The sequence below is a fragment of the Mesorhizobium sp. M0514 genome (assembly GCF_040321145.1).
Lineage (GTDB): Bacteria > Pseudomonadota > Alphaproteobacteria > Rhizobiales > Rhizobiaceae > Mesorhizobium.
In genome coordinates this window covers 1-21,180 of the sequence record NZ_JAMYQZ010000063.1, presented here as the reverse complement: position 1 = coordinate 21,180, position 21,180 = coordinate 1, and the positions used below count along the sequence as shown (strand labels likewise).

Here is a 21,180-nt window from a genome sequence, read left to right as displayed (position 1 = left end):
TGAAGCGGTTTTCCCACAGGAATTGCGTCAAACAAAGAGATCGAGGTGGAGGAGGATAGGATGGTTGCCAAGGCAGTCAAAACCCAGCCCGTGCAGCCTGAATGGGCAGCCGAACTCGACCTCGCGCTCACCGATCTCGACGCCAGGAAGGACGACTGGGCGCAGACCTCGAATGGCGAGCGGATCGCCTTGCTGCGGCAGGTCAAGGATCACATCCGCGAGGTCGCCGAGGCGTGGGTCAAAACCGCGACGCGCAAGAAGGGCATCCCGACCGGCTCGCCGCTGGAAGGTGAGGAATGGCTGGCTGGCCCGGCGGCGCTGATGGATGGCTGCAACCAGTTCATCCACACGCTGAGCCTGATGGAGGGCAAGAAGTTCCTCGACAGACTGCCGGTCCGCACCTTGCCTAGCGGACAGGTGGCGGTGACGGTGGTTCCGAATTCGCTTTGGGACAAGGTGCTGTTCACCGGGCTGAAGGCAGAGATCTGGATGCAGCCCGGCGTGACCAAGGCGAACCTCGCCGCAAACACCGCATCGGCCTATGACGCGCCGCGCACCAGCCGCAAGGGCAAGATCGGCCTCGTGCTCGGCGCCGGCAATGTCGCCTCGATCGCGCCGCTCGACTGCCTGCACAAGCTTTTGGTCGAGCACCAGGTGGTTCTGCTCAAGATGAACCCGGTCAATGATTACCTCGTTGATTTCCTGCGGCCGGCGCTGCGGCCGCTGATCGAATTCGGCGCGCTGCGCATCGTGCGCGGCGGCACCGATGTCGGCGCGTATCTGTGCAACCACGATCTCGTTGACGACATCCACATCACCGGTGCCGCCGCCTCGCATGACGCGATCGTCTGGGGTCCCGGCGAGGAGGGCCGCAAGAACAAGGCGGCGGGCACGCCGCGCAACAGCCGGCGTATCACCTCTGAGCTTGGCGGCGTGGCGCCGACCATCGTGGTGCCCGGCCCATGGTCGAATGCCGACATCGCCTACCATGCCGAACTGATCGCCACACAGAAGCTCAACAATTCCGGTTTCAACTGTATCGCCTGCCAAATGCTCGTGTTGCCCGAAGGCTGGGACAAATCCGACGCGCTTCTGGCGGCCCTCGAAAAGATGATGCAGAAAGCCCCGTCGCGCCCGGCCTATTATCCCGGCGCGACCGAGCGCCTCGCCGCCTTCGAGGCGCATGCCGACAGCGTACAGAAATTCGAGCGGCCCGGCGGGCCGGCCTGCGTGGTGGTGCCGTTCCGGCCGGGCACGGATACCTATCTCGAAAATGCCGAGGTGTTCGCGCCGGCGCTCAGCGTCATGCGGCTGCCGGCGGGCAATGCGGAATCCTATCTGCGCGCCGCTGTCGCCTACGCCAATGAAAAGCTGCACGGCACGCTTGCCGCCAACATCCTCATCCATCCCAGGACGATCGCCGAGATCGGCCGGCAGCGCTTCGAGGAAATCATTGCCGAACTGCGCTATGGCGGCATCGGCATCAATTCCTGGAGCGGCGTTCTGTTCGCGCTGCTGCGCCCGACCTGGGGTGCTTTCCCTGGCCACACGCTCGACGACGTGCAGAGCGGCATCGGCGTCGTCCACAACACCTATTTGTTCGACAGACCGGAACGCAGCGTGCTCGAAGCGCCGTTCCGCATCATGCCGAAGCCGGCCTGGTTCCTGACCCACAAAAGGGCACACATGGTCGGCCGCCTGATCACCGAGTTCAACTACCGGCCGAGCCTCATGAAGCTGCCGCGCATTATCTGGAACGCGCTGCGCGGCTAGCAACGAGCATCCGATCTCAAAAACAAAAGCCGGCACAGGAGCTACGACAATGGCTGACGCGGATGCAATCATCGTTGGCGGCGGGCTGGCCGGCCTGGCCGCAGCCGCGGAACTCGGCGATGCCGGCAAACGCGTGATCATCGTCGAGCAAGAGGGTGGCGGTTTTCTCGGCGGCCAGGCATTCTGGTCGCTCGGCGGCCTGTTTTTGGTCAACACGCCCGAGCAACGCCGCCTGCGCATCAAGGACAGCCGCGACCTCGCCTGGCAGGATTGGCTGGGCTCTGCCCAGTTCGACCGGCCCGAGGACCATTGGCCAAGGAAAGTGGCGGAAGCCTATGTCGATTTCGCCGCCGGCGAGATGCGGCCGTGGCTCTACGCCATGGGCATGCGCTGGTGGCCGGTGGTCGGCTGGGCCGAGCGCGGCGGCGCGCTGGCCAATGGCCACGGCAATTCAGTGCCGCGCTTCCACCTGACATGGGGCACTGGGCCGGGCGTGGTCGCGCCGTTCGAAAGGCGCGTGCGCGAGCACGTCGCCAAAGGGCTGATCACTTTGAAATTCCGTCATCAGGTCAGCCGGCTGATCAAGACCAACGGCGCGGTCACCGGCGTCGCGGGCGAAATTCTGGAGGCATCCGATGTCGAGCGCGGCAAGCAGTCGAGCCGCACGGCCGTCGGCGATTTCGACCTTTCGGCCGGTGTCGTGATCGTCACCTCCGGCGGGATCGGCGGCAATCATGAGTTGGTTCGCAAGGTCTGGCCGGTCGGGCGGCTGGGGCCAGCGCCGAAGCGTATGGTTGCCGGCGTGCCGCACCATGTCGACGGCCGCATGGTGGCGATCACCCAGGACGCCGGCGGGGCCGTCATCAACGCCGACCGCATGTGGCACTATGTCGAGGGGATCAAGAACTGGGATCCGATCTGGCCGAACCACGGCATTCGCATCCTGTCGGCGCCGTCGCCGCTATGGTTCGATGCTCTGGGACAACGCATGGAGGCGCCGTTCTTCCCGAGCTTCGATTCGCTCGGCACCTTGAAGCGTATCCTGTCGACGGGACACGATTATTCCTGGTTCGTGCTGAGCAAGACGATCGCTTCGAAGGAGTTCGTGCTGTCGGGTTCGGAGCAAAACCTAGACTTTACGGCCAAGGATTGGCGGGCCGTGCTGAAGAACCGGCGCGGCGGCAAGGCGCCACCATCGGTGGCAGCGTTCCTGGAAAAGGGCGAGGACTTCGTCGTCCGCGACAACCTGGCCGACTTGGTCGCCGGGATGAACGCGCTGTCAGGCGACAATCTGCTCGACTACGACGGGCTCAACGCCCAGATCGTGGCGCGCGATCGAGAGGTCGACCATGCCTATACCAAGGATGCGCAGGTCACAGCCATCCGCGGCGCCCGCAACTACATCGGCGACAAGATCTTCCGGGTGACCAAGCCGCACAAGATACTCGATCCCAGGCACGGGCCGCTGATCGCGGTGCGCCTCAAAATCCTGACGCGCAAAACGCTTGGCGGCCTGCACACCAATCTCAATTCGCAGGTTCTCGATGGCAATGGCGCGCCCATTGCCGGGCTCTATGCGGCAGGCGAGGTGGCCGGCGGCGGTGGCGGCGGCTATCACGGCTACAATGCGCTGGAAGGGACATTTCTCGGCAGCTGCATCTTCTCCGGCAGGAACGCAGGCCGGCACGCCGCGGGCAGGTGACGCGGCTGGCGGGCCAAGAAAAGGTCGATGAGAACAGGACATCCGCCATGTTCCATGGATAGCGACTGCTTTCGATCGCTTGCGGCAACCCAGGCGGTCAGCGAGTTGCGGCTTGCCGGCGCCGACGGTTCCCATGCGCTGGTGCTCGGCGCTGCGGCCCATCAGAGGCCTGCGTTACGCTGGCGCCACCGCGAAATTGAGCTTGAGGTCCTGAAGGCCTGGCCGCAAGGTCGGCCGGGCTACCACTCGGCGAAGGAGCCGTCCTTGTGACGCCAGACCGGGTTGCGCCAGCGGTGGCCTTCCTTGGCCCTTTCCTTGACGTAGTCCTCGTCGATTTCGACGCCGAGGCCGGGACCATCGGGGATTGCGACATAGCCATCCTCGTAGCGAAAGACGTCCTTGTTGGCGGCATAATCGAGCAAATCGTTTGCGGCGTTGTAGTGGATGCCGAGGCTCTGTTCCTGGATGAAGCAGTTGTAGCTGACGGCATCGAGCTGCAGGCAGGCGGCGAGCGCGATCGGGCCGAGCGGGCAGTGCGGCGCGACCGCAATATCATAGGCCTCGGCCATCGCCGCGATCTTGCGGCATTCGGTGATGCCACCGGCATGCGAGAGGTCGGGTTGGATGATGTCGACGGCGCCTTGTTCGAACACCGATTTGAAATCCCAGCGGCTGTAGAGCCTCTCGCCGAGTGCGATCGGCGTCGAGCCGAGGGCGGCGATCTCCTTCAGCGCCTCGCGATTTTCGCTCAGCACCGGCTCCTCGATGAACATCAGCCGGTAGGGTTCCAACTCCTTGACCAGCATGCGCGCCATCGGCCGGTGGACGCGGCCGTGGAAATCGACGGCGATGCCAATGTTGGACCCAACGGCCTCGCGCACCATGGCGACTCGTTCGACAGCCGCATCTATTCTGTCATGGTTGTCGACGATCTGCAGTTCCTCGGTGCCATTCATCTTCAGCGCCTGAAAACCGCGCGCCACCACTTCCCTGGCGCCATCAGCCACTTCCGCCGGCCGGTCGCCGCCGATCCAGGAATAGACCTTGATGCTGTCGCGCAGCTTGCCGCCGAGCAGTTCGTGCACAGGCACGCCGAGCGCCTTGCCCTTGATGTCCCATAGCGCCTGGTCGATGCCGGCAATGGCGCTCATCAGGATCGGCCCGCCGCGGTAGAAGCCGCCGCGATGCATCACCGTCCAATGGTCCTCGATCAGGCGCGGGTCCTTGCCGATCAGATAATCGCCAAGTTCCTTGACCGCTGCCTCGACCGTCAGCGCACGGCCTTCGACCACAGGCTCGCCCCAGCCGGTGACGCCGGCATCAGTCTCGATCTTCAGGAACAGCCAGCGCGGCGGGACGATGTAGGTGGTGAGCGAGATGATTTTCATGCTGGTCTCAGTTGTTCTTGAGTTTCTTGGCGCTGACCAGGTCGCGCGCCGCAAGGTCGAGGATCCGGCCTGCCGCCGCACGCGCCGCCGCGGCATCGCGCATGCGCAGTGCCTCCACCACCTCGCGGTGCGCCGCCACTGCTTCCATGCGCCGAGCGAGCGAAATGGTCGCCGTTGCTTCAAGCGAGAATTTCAGCCCGGTGTCGATCAGATTGCCGATCTGGCGGAAGATCGGGTTGTGGCTCGCGGCATAGACGATCTGGTGGAAGGTGATGTCCGAGCGCGAGAAGGCGGCGAGATCCTCGCCGGCATTGGCCATGCCGCGCCAGGCGGCTTCGAGATCGGCGATCTCCTGCAGCGTCGCACGAGTCGCCGCCAGTTCAGCTACCAGAGGTTCGATGGCGCGGCGCGTCTCGAGGATGGCGTCGAACAATTTGTCGTCCAGCGCATGCGGCGCGTGCCAGGCCAGCACCTGCGGGTCGATGATGTTCCAGTTGTCCTGTTCACATACAACCGTGCCGATGCGCGGCCGCGACAGCACCAGCCCCTTGGCGGCCAGCACCTTCAGCGCCTCGCGGATGACGGTGCGGCTGACGCCATATTCGACGCCGAGCTCGTTTTCGGTCGGCAGAGACGAGCCGGCGGGATAGCGTCCGGAAAAGATGTCTGAGGCAAGCGCCTTGGTCACATCGGGCATGACGCGCGGGCGGCGGGTGTCGCCTGATGCCTTCTTCGAAGTTTCGGTCACCTCAGCCCTCCTCCAAGGCGGCGAAACCACTGATCTCGCGTCCCCGGCCTTACCGGATGCGGATGATTTGCGCCAGCGATCCCTTGTCAGAGCATGTAGCTCAATTATCATACCAGATCAATTGACGAGTATGATAAAAAGAATTAGAGACTCTGCATCCGGGCTGAGCGCCCGGCCATCGCTGGGAGGTAATCATGCGACTTCTGAAGACCGCGCTCGTCGCGGGCGCGCTTGCCGTGCTGTCCGTCACGACCATCGCTGCATATGCTCAGGACACCAAGATCGGTTTCATCGTCAAACAGCCGGAAGAACCGTGGTTCCAGGACGAATGGAAGTTCGCCGACCAGGCCGCCAAGGAGAAGGGTTTTACCCTGGTCAAGATCGGCGCCGAGGACGGTGAGAAGCTGATGTCGGCGATCGACAATCTGGGCGCGCAGGGCGCGCAAGGCTTCATCGTCTGCACGCCTGATGTGAAGCTCGGCCCCGGCATCGTCGCCAAGGCCGCCGCAAACAATCTCAAGCTGATGACCGTTGACGACCGTCTGGTCGGCGCAGACGGCAAGGCGCTGGAAGACGTGCCGCATATGGGCATTTCGGCGACCAAGATCGGCGAGGCCGTCGGCCAGGCGATCGTCGACGAAATGAAGGCGCGCGGCTGGAAGGCCGACGAGGTTGGCGCCATCCGCGTCTCCTATGATCAGTTGCCGACCGCCGTCGACCGGGTCGAAGGCGCCATCTCGGTGCTCAAGGCCAACGGCTTCAAGGCCGAGAACATCTTCGACGCGCCTCAGGCCAAGACCGACACCGAGGCTGCACTGAATGCGGCGACGGTGGTGCTCAACGCCCATGCCGACATCAAGAAGTGGGTCTCCTTCGGCCTCAACGACGAAGCCGTGCTCGGCGCCGTGCGCGCTTCCGAAAGCGTCGGCATCCCGGCCGAAAACGTGATCGGCGTCGGCATCGGCGGTGCGGATTCGGCGATCAACGAGTTCAAGAAGCCGACCGCCACCGGCTTCGTCGGCACGGTGATCATCTCGCCGAAGCGTCACGGCTACGAGACTGCGCTCAACATGTATGACTGGGTCGCCAACAACAAGGAACCCGAGAAGCTCATCCTGACCGCCGGTGCGCTGGCCAAGCGCGACGACTACCAGACGGTCCGCAAGGGTCTCGGCATCGAATAATCCTCCCTGTACAAACAGGCGGCGGCTCACAGTCGCCGCCTGTTTGGCATGGCAAAAGGATAGGCGCCCCATGTCCTTTCTCGACTTCTCGGAAATCACCAAGACCTATCCGGGCGTCAAGGCGCTGTCGGACGTCTCGTTCGGCGTCGACAAGGGCGCCGTGCACGGCCTGATGGGCGAGAACGGCGCCGGCAAATCCACGCTGATCAAGATCCTGTCCGGCGACCAGCATGCCGATGACGGCGAGATCCTCATCGACGGCAAGATGCAAGCCTATGCAACGACGCGAGATGCCTTCGACAATGGCGTCATCGTCATCCACCAGGAACTGCAGCTGGTTCCCGAGCTCACTGTTGCCGAAAACCTCAGCCTCGGCCGCTTCCCCGCCAACGCCGGCATCATCGCCCGTGCCAGGATGCTGGACGATGTTGGCGCCAAGCTGAAATCAGCCGGCATCGACATCGATATCAGCCGCAAGGTCAAGACGCTGTCGATCGGCGAGCGCCAGATGGTCGAGATCGCCAAGGCGATCATGCTCGACGCGCGCGTCATCGCTCTGGACGAGCCGACCTCGTCATTGTCGTCGCGCGAAAGCGAAATCCTGTTTGCGCTGATCGACCGCCTGCGCGGCGAGGGCAAGGTCATCATCTATGTCTCGCACCGGCTGGACGAAGTGTTCCGCCTCTGCGACAGCCTGACCGTGCTGCGCGACGGCAAGCTCGCGGCGCACCATGCGTCGCTGAAAAACGTCACACGCGACCAGGTCGTCGCCGAAATGGTCGGCCGCGAAATCTCCGATATCTGGGGGTTTCGCCCACGCCCGGCCGGCGATGTCCGGCTGAAGGTCGACGCTGTTTCCGGAGTAAAACTGACGACGCCTGCCAGCTTCGAGGCAAGGGCCGGCGAGATCGTCGGCTTCTTCGGCCTGATCGGCGCGGGGCGCTCGGAACTGATGCGGCTGGTCTTCGGCGCCGACCGGCGCTCAGGCGGCACCATCAGCGTCGACGGCAAGGTCGTTCATGCCACCGATCCCCATGACGCGATCCGCGCCGGCATCGTTTTGTGCTCGGAAGACCGCAAGCATGACGGCATCATCCAGGGCCGCTCGATCGAGGAGAACATCAACATCTCGTCGCGGCGTCATCACACACGCTTCGGAACCTTGAACCGCGCTAGCGAGATCGCCACCGCCGAGACCTTCATCAAGAAGCTCAAGGTGCGCACGCCGTCGCGCAAGCAGGACATCATCAACCTCTCCGGTGGCAACCAGCAGAAGGTCATTCTCGGCCGCTGGCTGTCGGAGCAGGGCGTGCGCGTGCTTATCGTCGACGAGCCGACACGCGGTATCGATGTCGGCGCCAAAGCGGAAATCTACGAACTGCTCTACCAGCTTGCCGAAGACGGCATGGCGATCGTCGTCGTCTCGTCCGAACTGCCGGAAGTGATGGGCATTTGCGACCGCATCCTAGTGATGTGCGGCGGGCGCATCAGCGCCGAACTCGCGCGCGACCAGTTCGCCGAAAAAGCGATCCTGGCCGCCGCTCTTCCCGATCAGAAAACCCCCGACGCGATCGCATCCTGAGGATCTTTGCCATGACCGATCAGTTGAAGAAGATCCTGCTCGGCGAACAGGGCCTCGTCGTGATCTTCATCGTCGCCTTCGCGCTGGTGTCGCTGCTGGTGCCGAATTTTCTGACCGACCGCAACATGCTCGGCCTGCTGCAATCGGTGGTCACCGTCGGCATCGTCGCCTGCACGATGATGTTCTGCCTCGCCGCGCGCGACTTCGACCTCTCGGTCGGTTCGATCGTTGCTTTCGCCGGCATGGTCGCGGTGATGGCGTCGAACTATACCGGATCGATCATCCTCGGGCTTCTTGCGGCAATCGCCTGCGGCGCCTTCGTCGGCTTCATCAACGGCGTCGTCATCGCCAAGTTCCGCATCAACGCGCTGATCACGACGCTTGCTACCATGCAGATCGTGCGCGGCCTTGCGCTGATCGCATCCGATGGCCGCGCCGTCGGCATCAACAGCCCGGATTTCTACCAACTGGCGCTGTCGAAGCTGTTCGGCATTCCGACGCCGGTCTGGGTCCTGGCCGTGCTGTTCTGCATCTTCGGTTTTGTCCTCAATCGTACCGTGTTCGGCAAGAACACGCTGGCCATCGGCGGTAACCCGGAGGCTTCGCGCCTGGCCGGCGTCAATGTCGACTGGACGCGCATCTGGATCTTTGCGCTGCAAGGCGTGGTTTGCGGCATCGCCGGCATCCTTTTGGCCTCGCGCATCACGTCGGGCCAGCCCAATGCGGCGGTGGGGCTTGAACTCTCGGTCATCTCGGCCTGCGTGCTCGGCGGCGTCTCGCTTGCCGGCGGCCGCGCCACCATGTCGGGCGTCATCGTCGGCGTGCTGATCATGGGCATCGCCGAAAACGCCATGAACCTGCTCAACATCGCAGCCTTCTACCAATACATTGTGCGCGGCGTGATCCTGCTGCTTGCCGTTTTGCTCGACAATCTGCGTTCGTCGGCACTGGGCCGGCGCTGATCCGTCTTCCAGTGGAGTGACAGCCATGGCTGAGCGCCTGTCCGGCAAACGCATCTTCCTCACCGGCGCCGCGCAAGGCATCGGGCTTGCCATCGCCGAGGCCTGCCTGGCCGAAGGGGCAAAACTGTTCCTGGTCGATCGCGACGGCGCGCTGCTGGACAAAACGGTCGCCGGCCTTGCCGCACCGCAGGGCCATGTCGGACATACCGCAGCCGACATCAGCGACGGGGCCGCGATTGCCGCTGCCGTCAGCCGGGCGACCGACGCGATCGGGCCGATCAACGCGCTGATCAACAATGCCGGGATGAATGTGTTCTCGACGCCGCTCGAGGCGACCGAGGAGGAGTGGAATCGCAATTTCGATGTCAACGTCAAAGGCGCCTGGAACTGCGCCAAGGCGGTGCTGCCGGCAATGATCGCAAATGGCGGTGGCGCGATCCTCAACATCGCCTCGACGCACAGCTTCACCATCATCCCTCATACCTTCCCCTATCCCGTGGCCAAGCACGCGCTGCTTGGGCTGACCAAGTCGCTGGCGCTGGAATATGCCGGGCAGCGCGTGCGCGTGAACGCGCTGGCGCCCGGTTATGTCGAGACGCAGAAGGCGACCGACTATTGGAACAGTTTTGCCGATCCGGTTGCGGCGCGCGCCAAGACGCTGGCGCTGCATCCCGGCGGCCGCATCGCCTCGGCGCGCGAGATCGCGCTGGCCGCTGTGTTCATGATTTCTGAGGAGTGCCCGTTCATGAACGCGGCGACCCTCGTCGTCGATGGCGGGCTCAGCCAGCTACAGCATCCCGCCTGAACGCTGGAGAGGCTCTATTTCTACCGCATCGACCGCCGGCCTAATGGAGCAAGCAGTCGCGATCAGAAACGCTCGCGATAGGCGCGCGGATTGGTGCCCAGCACGCGCAGAAAGCCGCGCCGCATGGTTTCTTCCGAGCCGAAACCGCAGCGGCGGGCCGTCTGGTTGACGGGCTGGCCCCGCTCCAGCATCCGCCGCGCCGCCTCGATCCGGATCTCCTCGATCGCGCGGGCAGGTGTCCGGCCGGTGGCCTCGCGATAGCGCCGCGAGAAGCTGCGCGGGCTCATATTGGCGTGGTCGGCCAACTGCGTGAGCGACAGGTCACCGGCCAGATTTTCGAGGATCCAGCCATGCAGCCGGTCGAAGCGCCCGTCGCCTTGCTGCAGCTTGAGCGTTTGGCTGAATTGCGCCTGGCCACCGGGACGTTTCAGGAAGACCACCAACTCGCGCGCCACGCCGAGCGCCGTGTGCCGGCCAAGGTCGGCCTCGACGAGGGAGAGGGCGAGATCGATCCCCGCCGTTACGCCGGCGGATGTCCAGACATTGCCGTCGCGGATGAAGATCGGATCGGGTTCGAGCCGGACCGCGGGAAAGCGCCGGGCGAACTCCGCGCAGCGTCCCCAATGGGTCACCGCGCGGCGGCCGTCGAGCAGGCCAGCCGTCGCCAGCAGCATGGCGCCGCTGCAGACGGAAGCGGTTCGGGTGGCATCGCGCGAGCGACCGGCGATCCACTGGACCAGCACGGGATCGTCGCAGGCCGCGTTGACGCCCCATCCTCCGGGGACAAGCAGCGTGTCGATCTTACCTCCGTGGGTTGGCAGCACTGCTGCCTCCAGCACGAGACCGGCCGATGTCCGGATGCGCGGTGAGGCGGCGACGACCACGACCTCGTAAGGAGCCGGTTCGCCGGCCTGCCTTTTGAAATCATTGGCGCTGGCAAAGACCTGCAGCGGTCCGCTGACGTCGAGGAGCTGGATGTCGGGATAGGCAAGTACTTCGATACGGCGCATTGGTTTGGCCCGAAGCGAGGGATGAATGGCAATCGTGCCAAACCATGATGCCGTAGATTGCCGGAAGTCAACCCACGGAGATTTCCATGCCCCTTCGTTTCGGCATCCTCGTATTCCCCGACGTCCAACAACTCGACCTCACCGGCCCATACGAAGTCCTGGCATCGGCCAAGGATGCCGAGGTGGAACTGATCTGGAAGGATCGCAACCCGGTGACGTCATCGACGCGCCTCTCGCTGACGCCAACCGCGACCTTTGACGATTGCCGGCCCCTCGACGTGCTGTGCATTCCTGGCGGGGGCGGGGTCAACGCGCTGCTGGAGGACCAGACAGTCCTCGATTTCGTGTGGGAGCGCGCGGGGCAGGTGCGCTACATCACCTCCGTTTGCAGCGGTGCCCTGGTGCTTGGGGCGGCCGGACTGCTGAGGGGCAAGCGCGCGACCACGCACTGGTATGCGCATGATTTCCTTGAGGAGTTCGGAGCGATCCCGGTCGACGAGCGTATCGTCGAAGACGGCAAGCTCATCACCGCCGGCGGCGTCACTTCGGGGATCGACTTCGGCCTGGCGCTGGTTGCGAGGCTGCTTGGACAGGAGGAGGCCGAGATCGTGCAGCTCTCGCTCGAATACGCCCCGGCTCCTCCCTTTCGGTCCGGCACGCCCGCCGAGGCGTCGCCTGCGGTGCTGGCGCAGGCAAAAAAGCGCCTCTCTGGTTCGAGGCGGGTTCGCGAGGCAATCTTCGCTCGCTGGCGCGAGGCTCGCGCCGCCGCTGCGCCGGCGCGCATCCACGGCTGAAGCAGCAAGGCCGAAGGTGCATCCCCTGGCCCTTCGGCCTTGCTGCGTTTCCATTGTTGACAGGTCCCTTCGTCTGTGCAGAAATTGGTTGGACCATTGAACCACTTCGGTAATAGCCCCGGTGACCCAATTCAGCCTTCCGCCGATCCAGACGACGGCCCGCGACGACGCGGTGCTGAAGGCGTTGGCCGGCTTCGTCATGCGCGAGAAGCTGGAACCCGGTGAGAGGCTGCCGACCGAACGCATCCTCGCTGAGCGTCTGAAGGTCAGCCGCAATACGGTGCGCGAGGCGCTGACGCGCTGGGAAGGGCTTGGCCTGGTCGAGCGCCGGCAGGGCTCGGGCACCTATCTCAAGGCCGCCGTCTCGCTCGACATGCTGCACATGCCGCTGACGCTTGCCGGCGGCAATGATTTCACCGGCCTGATGCGCACGCTGGAAATCCGCCGCGCGCTGGAAGCGGAAGCCGCCGCCCTTTGCGCCATTCGTGCCGACAGGGACGACCTCGCCGAGATCGAGCGCAAGCTCGACATCATGGAGGAAGAGTTTCTCAGCCGCGCCGGCATGTCGTCGGAAGAGGACTGGGAATTCCATCAGGCGATCTACCGCGCCTGCGGCAATCCGCTGTTCGAGCAGATTATCGCCGCCATGCACGAACTGTTCCACCGCTTCTGGGAACATCCGCTCGGCGTGCGCGATTTCGGCCACGCAAGCTTTCCCTACCACCGCACCATGTTCGACTGCATCGCCGCGCACGATCCGGAAGGCGCCCGGGCCGAAGCGCTGAAACTGATCGCCACGGTCGAGGACGATTTGAAGCGCGGCGCCGCCAACCTCAAACTTTCGGTCCGCACATGAACGAGCACAGCTTCGACCCAGGCATTTCCGGCAGCGACTATCTCGCCGAGGCGGCGACGCTTCTGGCGCATGACGACCCGTTCCCCGGCAATGCGGTGGTGCCGCCGATCTACCAGACCTCGCTGTTCACCTTCGCCAGCTATGCCGACATGGCCGACACCTTTGCCGGGCGCAGGAAACAGCCGATCTATTCGCGCGGCGACAATCCGACGGTGATGGAATTCGAGTCGCGCGTCGCAGCGCTTGAAGGTGCTGAAGCCGCACGTGGTTTTTCGAGCGGCATGGCTGCGATCAGCGCGACGTTGCTGGCTTTCGTCGGCGCCGGCGAACGCATCCTTGCGGTGCGCAATTGCTATGGCGACGCCTACCGACTGTTCGAGCGGCTGTTTCCGCGCCTGCATATCAAGGTCGACTATGTCGACGGCTCTGATCCGGATGCGGTGGCGGCGGCACTTCCCGGTGCGAAATTGCTCTATCTGGAAAGCCCGACCTCGATGATGTTCGAGCTGCAGGATCTCGAGCATCTGACGCGGCTGGCGAAAGAGCAGGGCATCGTCACCACCATCGACAATTCCTGGGCGACGCCGGTGTTCCAGAAGCCAATCCTGCACGGCGTCGATCTGGTGCTGCATTCCGCCTCGAAATATCTCGGCGGTCACAGCGACACCGTCGCCGGCGTGGTGGCCGGCTCGGCCGCTCACATCAAGCATATTAACGACCAGACCTACTCGCAGCTTGGCGCAAAGCTGTCGCCCTTCGAGGGCTGGCTGCTGTTGCGCGGCCTGCGCACGCTGCCGCTGAGACTGCCGCATCACATGAAGAGCGGGCTCACCATCACCGAGCGCTTGAAGGCGCATGACAAGGTCGAGCGGGTCAATCATCCTGCCTATTCCAATCATCCCGGCAAGAAGACGCTTGCCGGCTATGCCGGGCTGTTCTCCTTCGAGGTGACGGAGGATGTCGACATTCCCGCTTTCGTCAATGCGCTGAAATTTTTCCGCATTGGCGTCAGCTGGGGTGGTCATGAAAGCCTGGTCGTGCCGGCAAAGGCGTCGCTCGAGCAGACGCCGGGTCTCAATTCGATGGCGCGCTTCGGCGTCAGCCCCCGAACCATCCGCTTCAATGTCGGATTGGAAAGCGTCGAGGACCTCTGGGCCGACATCGGCCAGGCCTTCGACAAAGCAAAAAAATGACTGGGTTCAAAATGGGAGTTCTGAACATGAAAAGACTGAGCATCATGCTTGCCACCGCTGCCGGCCTGGCGATGTCCGCCAGTGGCGCATTGGCCGACACCACCCTCAAGCTGGTCGAGGTCATCACCAGCCCGCAGCGCACCGAATTCCTGAAGAAGCAGATCGCCGAGTTCGAGGCCGCCAATGCCGGCGTCAAGGTCGAGGTGGTCTCGCTGCCTTGGGGTCAGGCCTTCGAGAAATTCCTGACCATGGTGCAGGCCGGCGATACGCCCGACATCGTCGAGATGCCGGAGCGCTGGATGGGCCTCTACGCCACCAACGGCCAGCTCGAGGATCTCGGTCCCTACATGGCCAAATGGGATGATGCCAAAACGCTCGGCGACCGCGCCAAGCAGTTCGGCTCGACCGTCAACAACACCCAGTTCATGATCCCGTACGGCTACTATGTGAATGCGCTGTTCTGGAACAAGAAGCTGTTCAAGGAAGCCGGTCTCGACGGTCCGCCGGCGACGCTCGACGACTTCATCGCCGACTCCAAGAAGATCTCGGCCATTCCAGGCAAGTACGGCTATTGCTTGCGCGGTGGGCCGGGCGCCTTCAACGGCATGCACATGTTCATGAACATCGCCGCCGGCAAGGGCGGCTACTTCAACGAGGACGGCACCTCGACAATCAACGAGGAGGGCTCGGTCAAGGGCCTGCAGATGCTGGCCGACATGTACAAGGACGGGCTGGCGCCCAAGGATGCGGTGAGCTGGGGCTTTAACGAGACCGTCACCGGCTTCTATTCCGGCACCTGCGCCATGCTCAACCAGGATCCGGATGCGCTGATCGGCATTGCCGACAAGATGAGTGCCGACGATTTTGCCGTGGCGCCGCTGCCTGTGGGGCCAAGCGGCAAATCCTATCCGACGCTGGGCTATGCCGGCTGGGCGATGTTCGCCAATTCGCAGCACAAGGACGATGCCTGGAAGCTGATGGCGACGCTGTTGTCGCCCAAGGACAATCTCGAATGGGCCAAGGAAGTCGGCGTCGTGCCGATCCACAATGGCGCCGACCAGGATGCCCACTTCAAGACCGAGCAGTTCAAAGGCTGGTTCACCGAACTCAGCGACACTTCCAAATATGAAATGGTGACGCCGCCGACACATCTGGAGAACCTCGGCAATTTCGTCGACCAGGTGGCGATCAAGAATTTCCAGGAAGTGCTGCTCGGCCAGAAGTCGGCCAAGGACGTTGCCGATCAATGGGCCGCGTTCCTGACCAAGGAACAGCAGGACTGGCTGGCCAAGAACAAGAAGTAGTTCTTCCACCTTCTCCCCGTTTACGGGGAGAAGGTGGCCCGAATGCATGTCGCCAAAAAGTGCGTAGCGGTTTTGGGACAACGACATGCACAGACAGGCCCGGATGAGAGGCAGCGCGAGCACCCCAAGGCTGGCGCCGCCCCTCATCTGCCTGCCGGCATCTTCTCCCCGTGAACGGGGAGAAGGGTGCTGTTGCCGCTGTCGGCACCCACCCATGATTGTTGAGCGCTAATGACTTATGCCGTGTCCGAAATACGATCCGCCGGCCGGCCGCGAAAGAAGCGGCTGACGCATGCGGCCATCGAGCCCTGGCTTTATCTTTCGCCGGCGATCGTTCTGCTGGTCGTGGTGCTGTTGGTGCCGCTGATCATCGGCATCAGCTATTCGTTCCGGAAGTTCTCCGCCTTCAAATCCGAATATGTCGGTCTAGGCCAGTATCAGGCGATGCTGACCGACCAGGTGCTGGGGCAGGCGCTGGTCAACACGCTGTGGTGGACCGTCGCCAGCCTGTTCTTCCAGTTCTTCCTCGGCCTGGGTCTGGCGTTGCTGCTCGACAAACCGTTTGTCGGGCGCAAGTTCGTGCAGGCGGTGGTGTTCCTGCCCTGGGCGGTGCCATCTTTCCTGTCGGGCCTGACCTGGGCGTGGCTGTTCAATCCGATCATCGGACCACTGCCGCATTGGCTCTTCACGCTCGGGCTGAAGGCCGAGCCGACCAATGTGCTGTCCGATCCGGCGACCGCCATGTGGGGGCCGATCATCGCCAACATCTGGTTCGGCATTCCGTTCTTCGCCATCACGCTGCTGGCGGCGCTGAAGTCGATCCCGTCGGAACTGCATGAGGCGGCCGCAATCGACGGCGCTTCGCCTTGGCAGCGCTTCACCAAGGTGACGCTGCCGTTCCTGGCGCCGACCATCGTCATCACCGTCATGCTGCGTACGATCTGGATCGCGACCTTCGCCGATCTGATCTTCGTCATGACCGAGGGCGGGCCGGCCGGCTCGACCAGCACGGTGCCGGTCTACATCTATGTCAGCGCCTTCAAGTCGCTGGACAAGGGCTATGCCTCCGCGGTGGCGGTGCTGCTCTTGATCTTGCTGATCGCCTATGCGATCGCGCTGATCGCCATCCGCCGCTTGCTGGTGAGGCACGTCTGATGATTGCCGGACGCTCCACCTCCTCGCGCATCTTCAGCGGCATCGGCCTCTACGCGGCGATTGCCGCCTATATGATCTTTGCGCTGTTTCCGATCTTCTGGACGCTGAAGATTTCGGTAACGCCGGAGCGGCTGCTCTATTCCGAGGGCATCACGCTGTGGCCGTCGCAGACCTCCTTCCGCAACTTCATCACTGTCCTGGAAGCCTCTGACTTCCCCCGCTATTTCCTCAACAGCGTTATCGTCTCGGTGTCGACGGCGGCCCTGGTGACAGTCATCGCCACGCTCGCCGGCTACGCCATGTCGCGCTTCACCTTTCGCGGCAAGGCAACGCTGGCGATCATGCTTTTGCTGACGCAAACCTTCCCGCTGGTGATGGTCATTCCGCCGATCTACCGCGTCATGGGCGAGCTTGGCCTGACCAACAGTCTGGTTGGTCTGATCATCATCTACACCGCCTTCAACACCGCCTTCGCCACCTTTCTAATGCAGTCCTTCTTCGACGGCATTCCGAAGGATCTGGAGGAAGCGGCGATGATCGACGGCTGCACGCGGGCGCAGGCGATGCGCAAGGTGATCGTGCCGCTGACCTTGCCCGGCATGGGCGCCACGCTCGGCTTCGTCTTCACCGCCGCCTGGAGCGAATTGCTGTTCGCGCTGATGCTGATCTCCAGCGACGACCAGAAGACCTTTGCCGTCGGCCTGCTCACCTATATCGGCAAGTTCGCCGTGGACTGGGGGCAGATGATGGCGGCGTCGATCCTGGCGCTGATCCCGGTCTGCATCTTCTTCGCCTTCCTGCAACGCTATCTCGTCACCGGCCTCACCGCCGGCGCGGTCAAAGGATAATCGATGGCTTCCGTCACGCTGCAAAACGTCGAGAAGGATTACGGTTCGCTGCGCATCCTGCACGGCGTCGACCTCGAGATCGCCGATGGCGAGTTCGTCGTGCTGGTCGGCCCGTCCGGCTGCGGCAAGTCGACCCTTTTGCGCATGATTGCCGGGCTGGAGGAGGTGTCGGGCGGCGAGATCCATATCGGCGATCGGCTGGTCAACGATGTCGCGCCGAAGGACCGCGATATTGCCATGGTGTTCCAGTCCTACGCGCTCTATCCGCACATGGATGTGTCGTCGAATATGGGTTTCAGCCTGCTTTTGAAGAAGGCGGAGAAGACGACGATCGACGGCAGGGTAGGGGCGGCGGCCAAGCGCCTCGGCCTCGACAGTTTCCTCGGCCGTCTGCCCAGGCAACTGTCCGGCGGCCAGCGCCAGCGCGTCGCCATGGGCCGCGCCATCGTGCGCGATCCCAAAGTGTTTCTGTTCGACGAGCCGCTCAGCAATCTCGACGCCAAATTGCGCGTGCATATGCGCGCCGAGATCAAGGCGCTGCACCAGCAGCTCAAGACCACATCGGTCTATGTCACCCACGACCAGATCGAAGCCATGACTATGGCCGACCGCATCGTCGTCATGCATGACGGCTATGTGCAGCAGGTCGGCCATCCGCTCGAACTCTACGATCGGCCGATCAATACTTTTGTGGCCGGCTTCATCGGCTCGCCCGGCATGAATTTCTTTCCGGCGACAGTGGCCAAGGGCGGCAAGGTGGACGCGGTGCTGGCCGACGGCCAGAAGCTGCGGTTGCCTGATGGCTTGCCGTTGAAGGATGGCGATGTGCTTACTGTCGGGCTACGGCCGGAGCACATCCAGCTTGCCGACGATGGTCCGCTCAGGGCAGAGGTCGAGGTGGTCGAGCCGCTCGGCCTGTCGACGCAGTTCTATGTCCGGCTCGCCAACCAGCTGGTTTGTGTCTTCGTCATGGGACGCAGCACTATCCGACCGCGCGATACGGTGCGGCTGTCTGCCGATCCGGTGGCGCTGCATCTATTCGATCCCGCAAGCGGCAACCGCATCGGGTAATCCTATCGAAGGCTGCCCAGGCTGGCATACATGCCGGTGGTACGGAACTGCGTCGGGTTGATGCCGTAGAGCCGGCGGAAGACTTTCGAGAAATAGTTGGCGTCCTCGAAGCCGCACAGGATGGCGACCTCCTTGACCGGCAGGAAATCGGCTTTGGTTAGCAGCTTCGCCGCCCGCTGCAGCCGCTGCTGCAGCACGAACTCGGCCGGCGGAACGCCTTCGCTCTCGGCGAAGCAGCGCGAGAAATGGGCGCGGCTGAGGCCGCTGATCTGGACGAGCTCGGCCACGGGCAAGGGCTTGTCGAGATTGGCGTTGATATGATCGATGACCGGCTGCATGACGCTCTGTTTCTCAGTGAAGGCGTGCGAGCCGAAGACATCGTCGTAAAGCGCCATCGCCGCCTCATAGGCGATTGCCGAAGCAGCGCCAGGCGAAGCGCCGCCCTTGATCAGGCGCAGGCTGCAATCGGCGAGATGATCGATCGTCTCCGGCTGCAGCCGAAACACCGGGCCGGAGACGCTGAGTATGGATTTGTGGACGCGCAGCGCCTCCTCGCCATTCATCGAGATCCAGAAATATTCCCAACGGTCGCCCTTCTCCAGCCAGTAGCGATGGTTGTGTGGCACCAGCACCAGCAGCGTGTCGTTGGCCTGCAGGCGGTAGTTGCGGTTCTCGTAGCGCAGCTGGCCGGTGCCGCTGATCGTGTGCTGCAGCACGGTGAACGGTGTCTGGCCGCGCTTGCGCCCATCCCAGTCATAGGTCACGCCCTCGCGTACTTCATAGCCGGTGCTGGTCGGCATGGCATGCAGGCGCTGGCGGCCGCGCGGCAGCGAAATGGTGCGCATCAACTGTCCGTTGGCGATCAGATCATGCAGCACAAAATTACCCTCGAAAGCATAATCGTTCTCTGGCCGCGCCCTGGAATAACGGCATAATCCAAATCCTGAGAACGCGAAAGACCCGCGGTTTAGGAGCGGGCGGGGAGGAGAACGAGCCGGAATTCCGGCTCGAATGGCATGCGCGCCGAGGCGAGCCGCCATTCCCTTTCCTGTTGCTCCTTACCCGGCATTCGAATGCATCGAGGTGAGGTGATGAGTTTCAAAATCGCTATTATCGGCGCCGGCAGCGTCGGCTTCACCAAGAAGCTGTTCACCGATATTTTGTGCGTCCCGGAATTCAGCGACATCGAATTCGCGCTGACCGATCTCAGCGAACACAATCTGCAAATGATCAAGGCGATCCTCGACCGCATCGTCGAGGCCAACAAGCTGCCGACCAGGGTGACGGCGACGACCGACCGCCACAAGGCGCTGGAAGGCGCGCGCTACGTCATCAGCTGCGTGCGGGTGGGCGGGCTCGAAGCCTATGCCGACGATATCCGCATTCCCTTGAAATACGGCATCGACCAGTGCGTCGGTGACACGATTTGCGCCGGGGGCATCCTCTACGGCCAGCGCAACATCCCGGTCATCCTCGACTTCTGCGAGGATATATTGGAGGTCGCCGAGCCAGGCGCCAAATTCCTCAACTATGCCAACCCGATGGCGATGAACACCTGGGCGGCGATCGAATATGGCAAGGTCGATACGGTCGGCCTCTGCCACGGTGTCCAGCACGGCGCCGAACAGATCGCCGAAGTGCTCGGCGCCAAGTCGCACAGCGAACTCGATTATGTCTGCTCCGGTATCAACCACCAGACCTGGTTCATCGATTTGCGGCTCAACGGCCGCAGGATCGGCAAGGACGAACTGGTGGCTGCCTTCGAGGCGCATCCGGTCTATTCGCAGCAGGAAAAGCTGCGCATCGACGTGCTGAAGCGCTTCGGCGTCTACTCCACCGAAAGCAACGGTCATCTCTCCGAATATCTGCCCTGGTATCGCAAGCGGCCGGACGAAATCACCCGCTGGATCGACATGTCCGACTGGATCCATGGCGAGACCGGCGGCTATCTTCGCTACTCCACGGAAACCCGCAACTGGTTCGAGACGGAATATCCGCAATTCCTCGAAGCGGCGTCGAAGCCGCTCGACGTATCGAAGCGCTCGAACGAGCATGCCAGCCATATTCTCGAAGCGCTGGAGACGAACCGCGTCTATCGCGGCCACTTCAACGTCAAGAACACCGGCATCATCACCAATCTGCCGCAGGACGCGATCATCGAATCACCCGGTTTCGTCGATCGCTTCGGCATCAACATGGCGTCAGGCATCACGCTGCCGGAAGCCTGCGCGGCCACCTGCATGGCTTCGATCAACGTTCAGCGCATGTCGGTGCATGCGGCTGTTACGGGCGACATTGACCTGCTCAAGCTCGCGGTGCTGCACGATCCGCTGGTGGGTGCGGTGTCGACGCCGGAAGAGGTCTGGCAGATGGTCGACGAGATGGTCGTCGCCCAGGCGCGTTGGCTGCCGCAATACGCCGATGCCGTGCCGGCCGCCAAGGAGCGGCTTTCGAAATCGAAGGTGAAAACCCGCGACTGGGCGGGTGCGGCGCGGCGCAAAGTGCGCTCGATCGAGGAACTGCGCGCCGAAAAAACGGCTCTGAAACAGGCCGGCTGAGAATGCTGGCAGGCGGACAGCGGGAGGCCGGTTCGCCAATCAGCCGTCATGAATAGATGCGGGCAGCAGCAGACGTCGAAACATCTGGGAGGAACACAATGAGGAACTTTCGTGGAATTGGCATTCTCGCCGGGCGAAGAATTGGCATTCTCGCCGGGCGAAGAATTGGCATTCTCGCCGGGCTGGCGCTGAGCGTCTCGGCATCGGCGCTTGGCAGTGCATACGCGTCCGAGCCGACCACGCCGCC

18 protein-coding genes are annotated in these 21,180 nt (G+C 63.1%); 14 read left to right on the top strand and 4 right to left on the bottom strand.

Annotated elements, in window-relative coordinates; genetic code table 11:
* Positions 1-60 precede the first annotated feature (60 nt).
* Together NKI61_RS23025 and NKI61_RS23020 are read left to right on the top strand one after the other, a co-directional pair.
* Positions 61-1,773, top strand: coding sequence for an aldehyde dehydrogenase family protein (locus NKI61_RS23025; RefSeq protein WP_352840936.1), 1,713 nt, complete (start codon positions 61-63; stop codon positions 1,771-1,773).
* 49 nt (positions 1,774-1,822) lie between these two features.
* Positions 1,823-3,475, top strand: a complete 1,653-nt coding sequence (locus tag NKI61_RS23020; RefSeq protein ID WP_023729466.1) for an FAD-binding dehydrogenase — start codon at positions 1,823-1,825, stop codon at positions 3,473-3,475.
* Between the two features lie 239 nt (positions 3,476-3,714).
* Here the strand turns inward: NKI61_RS23020 and dgoD are convergent, their stop codons facing one another.
* A complete protein-coding gene (gene dgoD / locus NKI61_RS23015; RefSeq protein WP_023685304.1) occupies positions 3,715-4,863 on the bottom strand; it encodes a galactonate dehydratase in 1,149 nt (382 codons plus the stop codon).
* 7 nt (positions 4,864-4,870) lie between these two features.
* On the bottom strand, positions 4,871-5,560 hold the full coding sequence (locus tag NKI61_RS23010; RefSeq protein WP_245259915.1) for a FadR/GntR family transcriptional regulator: 690 nt from the start codon (positions 5,558-5,560) through the stop codon (positions 4,871-4,873).
* Between the two features lie 245 nt (positions 5,561-5,805).
* Between NKI61_RS23010 and NKI61_RS23005 the strand changes: the two genes are divergently transcribed.
* The 4 genes from NKI61_RS23005 to NKI61_RS22990 all read left to right on the top strand — a co-directional run bounded on the left by NKI61_RS23005 (position 5,806) and on the right by NKI61_RS22990 (position 10,144).
* Positions 5,806-6,795, top strand: a complete 990-nt coding sequence (locus tag NKI61_RS23005) for an arabinose ABC transporter substrate-binding protein (protein ID WP_023668118.1) — start codon at positions 5,806-5,808, stop codon at positions 6,793-6,795.
* Positions 6,796-6,865: 70 nt separating this feature from the next.
* Positions 6,866-8,377, top strand: a complete 1,512-nt coding sequence (gene araG / locus NKI61_RS23000; RefSeq protein WP_352840934.1) for an L-arabinose ABC transporter ATP-binding protein AraG — start codon at positions 6,866-6,868, stop codon at positions 8,375-8,377.
* Positions 8,378-8,388: 11 nt separating this feature from the next.
* A complete protein-coding gene (araH, locus tag NKI61_RS22995) occupies positions 8,389-9,339 on the top strand; it encodes an L-arabinose ABC transporter permease AraH (protein WP_023729461.1) in 951 nt (316 codons plus the stop codon).
* 25 nt (positions 9,340-9,364) lie between these two features.
* Positions 9,365-10,144, top strand: coding sequence for an SDR family oxidoreductase (locus NKI61_RS22990; RefSeq protein ID WP_352538551.1), 780 nt, complete (start codon positions 9,365-9,367; stop codon positions 10,142-10,144).
* A 62-nt stretch (positions 10,145-10,206) separates the two neighbouring features.
* Here NKI61_RS22990 and NKI61_RS22985 read toward each other — a convergent pair whose 3' ends face one another.
* Complete coding sequence (locus NKI61_RS22985) at positions 10,207-11,154, bottom strand: GlxA family transcriptional regulator (protein ID WP_023685300.1); 948 nt, start codon at positions 11,152-11,154, stop codon at positions 10,207-10,209.
* Positions 11,155-11,240: 86 nt separating this feature from the next.
* On the opposite strand from NKI61_RS22985, the gene NKI61_RS22980 reads away from it, so the two are divergent.
* The 7 genes from NKI61_RS22980 to NKI61_RS22950 all read left to right on the top strand — a co-directional run bounded on the left by NKI61_RS22980 (position 11,241) and on the right by NKI61_RS22950 (position 18,375).
* Positions 11,241-11,948, top strand: a complete 708-nt coding sequence (locus NKI61_RS22980; RefSeq protein ID WP_023691357.1) for a DJ-1/PfpI family protein — start codon at positions 11,241-11,243, stop codon at positions 11,946-11,948.
* 121 nt (positions 11,949-12,069) lie between these two features.
* Positions 12,070-12,804, top strand: coding sequence for a FadR/GntR family transcriptional regulator (locus NKI61_RS22975; RefSeq protein WP_023691356.1), 735 nt, complete (start codon positions 12,070-12,072; stop codon positions 12,802-12,804).
* A complete protein-coding gene (locus NKI61_RS22970) occupies positions 12,801-13,997 on the top strand; it encodes a PLP-dependent transferase (RefSeq protein WP_023702131.1) in 1,197 nt (398 codons plus the stop codon). The genes NKI61_RS22975 and NKI61_RS22970 overlap by 4 nt, the downstream gene beginning before the upstream one ends.
* 26 nt (positions 13,998-14,023) lie before the next feature.
* Positions 14,024-15,301, top strand: a complete 1,278-nt coding sequence (locus NKI61_RS22965) for an ABC transporter substrate-binding protein (RefSeq protein ID WP_023685297.1) — start codon at positions 14,024-14,026, stop codon at positions 15,299-15,301.
* A gap of 231 nt (positions 15,302-15,532) precedes the next feature.
* Complete coding sequence (locus NKI61_RS22960; protein WP_023748105.1) at positions 15,533-16,456, top strand: carbohydrate ABC transporter permease; 924 nt, start codon at positions 15,533-15,535, stop codon at positions 16,454-16,456.
* Positions 16,456-17,304, top strand: a complete 849-nt coding sequence (locus tag NKI61_RS22955; RefSeq protein ID WP_023687908.1) for a carbohydrate ABC transporter permease — start codon at positions 16,456-16,458, stop codon at positions 17,302-17,304. Before NKI61_RS22960 ends, NKI61_RS22955 begins: the two co-directional genes overlap by 1 nt.
* Before the next feature lie 3 nt (positions 17,305-17,307).
* Positions 17,308-18,375, top strand: a complete 1,068-nt coding sequence (locus NKI61_RS22950; RefSeq protein ID WP_352840932.1) for an ABC transporter ATP-binding protein — start codon at positions 17,308-17,310, stop codon at positions 18,373-18,375.
* A 2-nt stretch (positions 18,376-18,377) separates the two neighbouring features.
* Here NKI61_RS22950 and NKI61_RS22945 read toward each other — a convergent pair whose 3' ends face one another.
* The gene (locus NKI61_RS22945; RefSeq protein WP_081725414.1) at positions 18,378-19,220 is read right to left on the bottom strand and encodes an AraC family ligand binding domain-containing protein; all 843 of its coding nucleotides are present in this window, start codon (positions 19,218-19,220) and stop codon (positions 18,378-18,380) included.
* Positions 19,221-19,466: 246 nt separating this feature from the next.
* Between NKI61_RS22945 and NKI61_RS22940 the strand changes: the two genes are divergently transcribed.
* A complete protein-coding gene (locus NKI61_RS22940) occupies positions 19,467-20,933 on the top strand; it encodes an alpha-glucosidase/alpha-galactosidase (protein ID WP_023752115.1) in 1,467 nt (488 codons plus the stop codon).
* The last annotated feature ends 247 nt before the right edge of the window (positions 20,934-21,180 follow it).

Excerpts from the sequence above, each read along its gene's own strand:
- NKI61_RS22940 (WP_023752115.1), top strand. The coding sequence starts at position 19,467 with ATGAGTTTCAAAATCGCTATTATCGGCGCCGGCAGCGTCGGCTTCACC.
- NKI61_RS23010 (WP_245259915.1), bottom strand. The coding sequence starts at position 5,560 with ATGCCCGATGTGACCAAGGCGCTTGCCTCAGACATCTTTTCCGGACGC.
- NKI61_RS23005 (WP_023668118.1), top strand. The coding sequence starts at position 5,806 with ATGCGACTTCTGAAGACCGCGCTCGTCGCGGGCGCGCTTGCCGTGCTG.
- dgoD (WP_023685304.1), bottom strand. The coding sequence starts at position 4,863 with ATGAAAATCATCTCGCTCACCACCTACATCGTCCCGCCGCGCTGGCTG.
- NKI61_RS23025 (WP_352840936.1), top strand. The coding sequence starts at position 61 with ATGGTTGCCAAGGCAGTCAAAACCCAGCCCGTGCAGCCTGAATGGGCA.
- NKI61_RS22980 (WP_023691357.1), top strand. The coding sequence starts at position 11,241 with ATGCCCCTTCGTTTCGGCATCCTCGTATTCCCCGACGTCCAACAACTC.
- NKI61_RS22955 (WP_023687908.1), top strand. The coding sequence starts at position 16,456 with ATGATTGCCGGACGCTCCACCTCCTCGCGCATCTTCAGCGGCATCGGC.
- NKI61_RS22990 (WP_352538551.1), top strand. The coding sequence starts at position 9,365 with ATGGCTGAGCGCCTGTCCGGCAAACGCATCTTCCTCACCGGCGCCGCG.
- NKI61_RS22945 (WP_081725414.1), bottom strand. The coding sequence starts at position 19,220 with ATGCGCACCATTTCGCTGCCGCGCGGCCGCCAGCGCCTGCATGCCATG.
- araH (WP_023729461.1), top strand. The coding sequence starts at position 8,389 with ATGACCGATCAGTTGAAGAAGATCCTGCTCGGCGAACAGGGCCTCGTC.
- NKI61_RS22985 (WP_023685300.1), bottom strand. The coding sequence starts at position 11,154 with ATGCGCCGTATCGAAGTACTTGCCTATCCCGACATCCAGCTCCTCGAC.
- NKI61_RS22960 (WP_023748105.1), top strand. The coding sequence starts at position 15,533 with ATGACTTATGCCGTGTCCGAAATACGATCCGCCGGCCGGCCGCGAAAG.
- NKI61_RS22950 (WP_352840932.1), top strand. The coding sequence starts at position 17,308 with ATGGCTTCCGTCACGCTGCAAAACGTCGAGAAGGATTACGGTTCGCTG.
- araG (WP_352840934.1), top strand. The coding sequence starts at position 6,866 with ATGTCCTTTCTCGACTTCTCGGAAATCACCAAGACCTATCCGGGCGTC.
- NKI61_RS22970 (WP_023702131.1), top strand. The coding sequence starts at position 12,801 with ATGAACGAGCACAGCTTCGACCCAGGCATTTCCGGCAGCGACTATCTC.
- NKI61_RS23020 (WP_023729466.1), top strand. The coding sequence starts at position 1,823 with ATGGCTGACGCGGATGCAATCATCGTTGGCGGCGGGCTGGCCGGCCTG.
- NKI61_RS22965 (WP_023685297.1), top strand. The coding sequence starts at position 14,024 with ATGAAAAGACTGAGCATCATGCTTGCCACCGCTGCCGGCCTGGCGATG.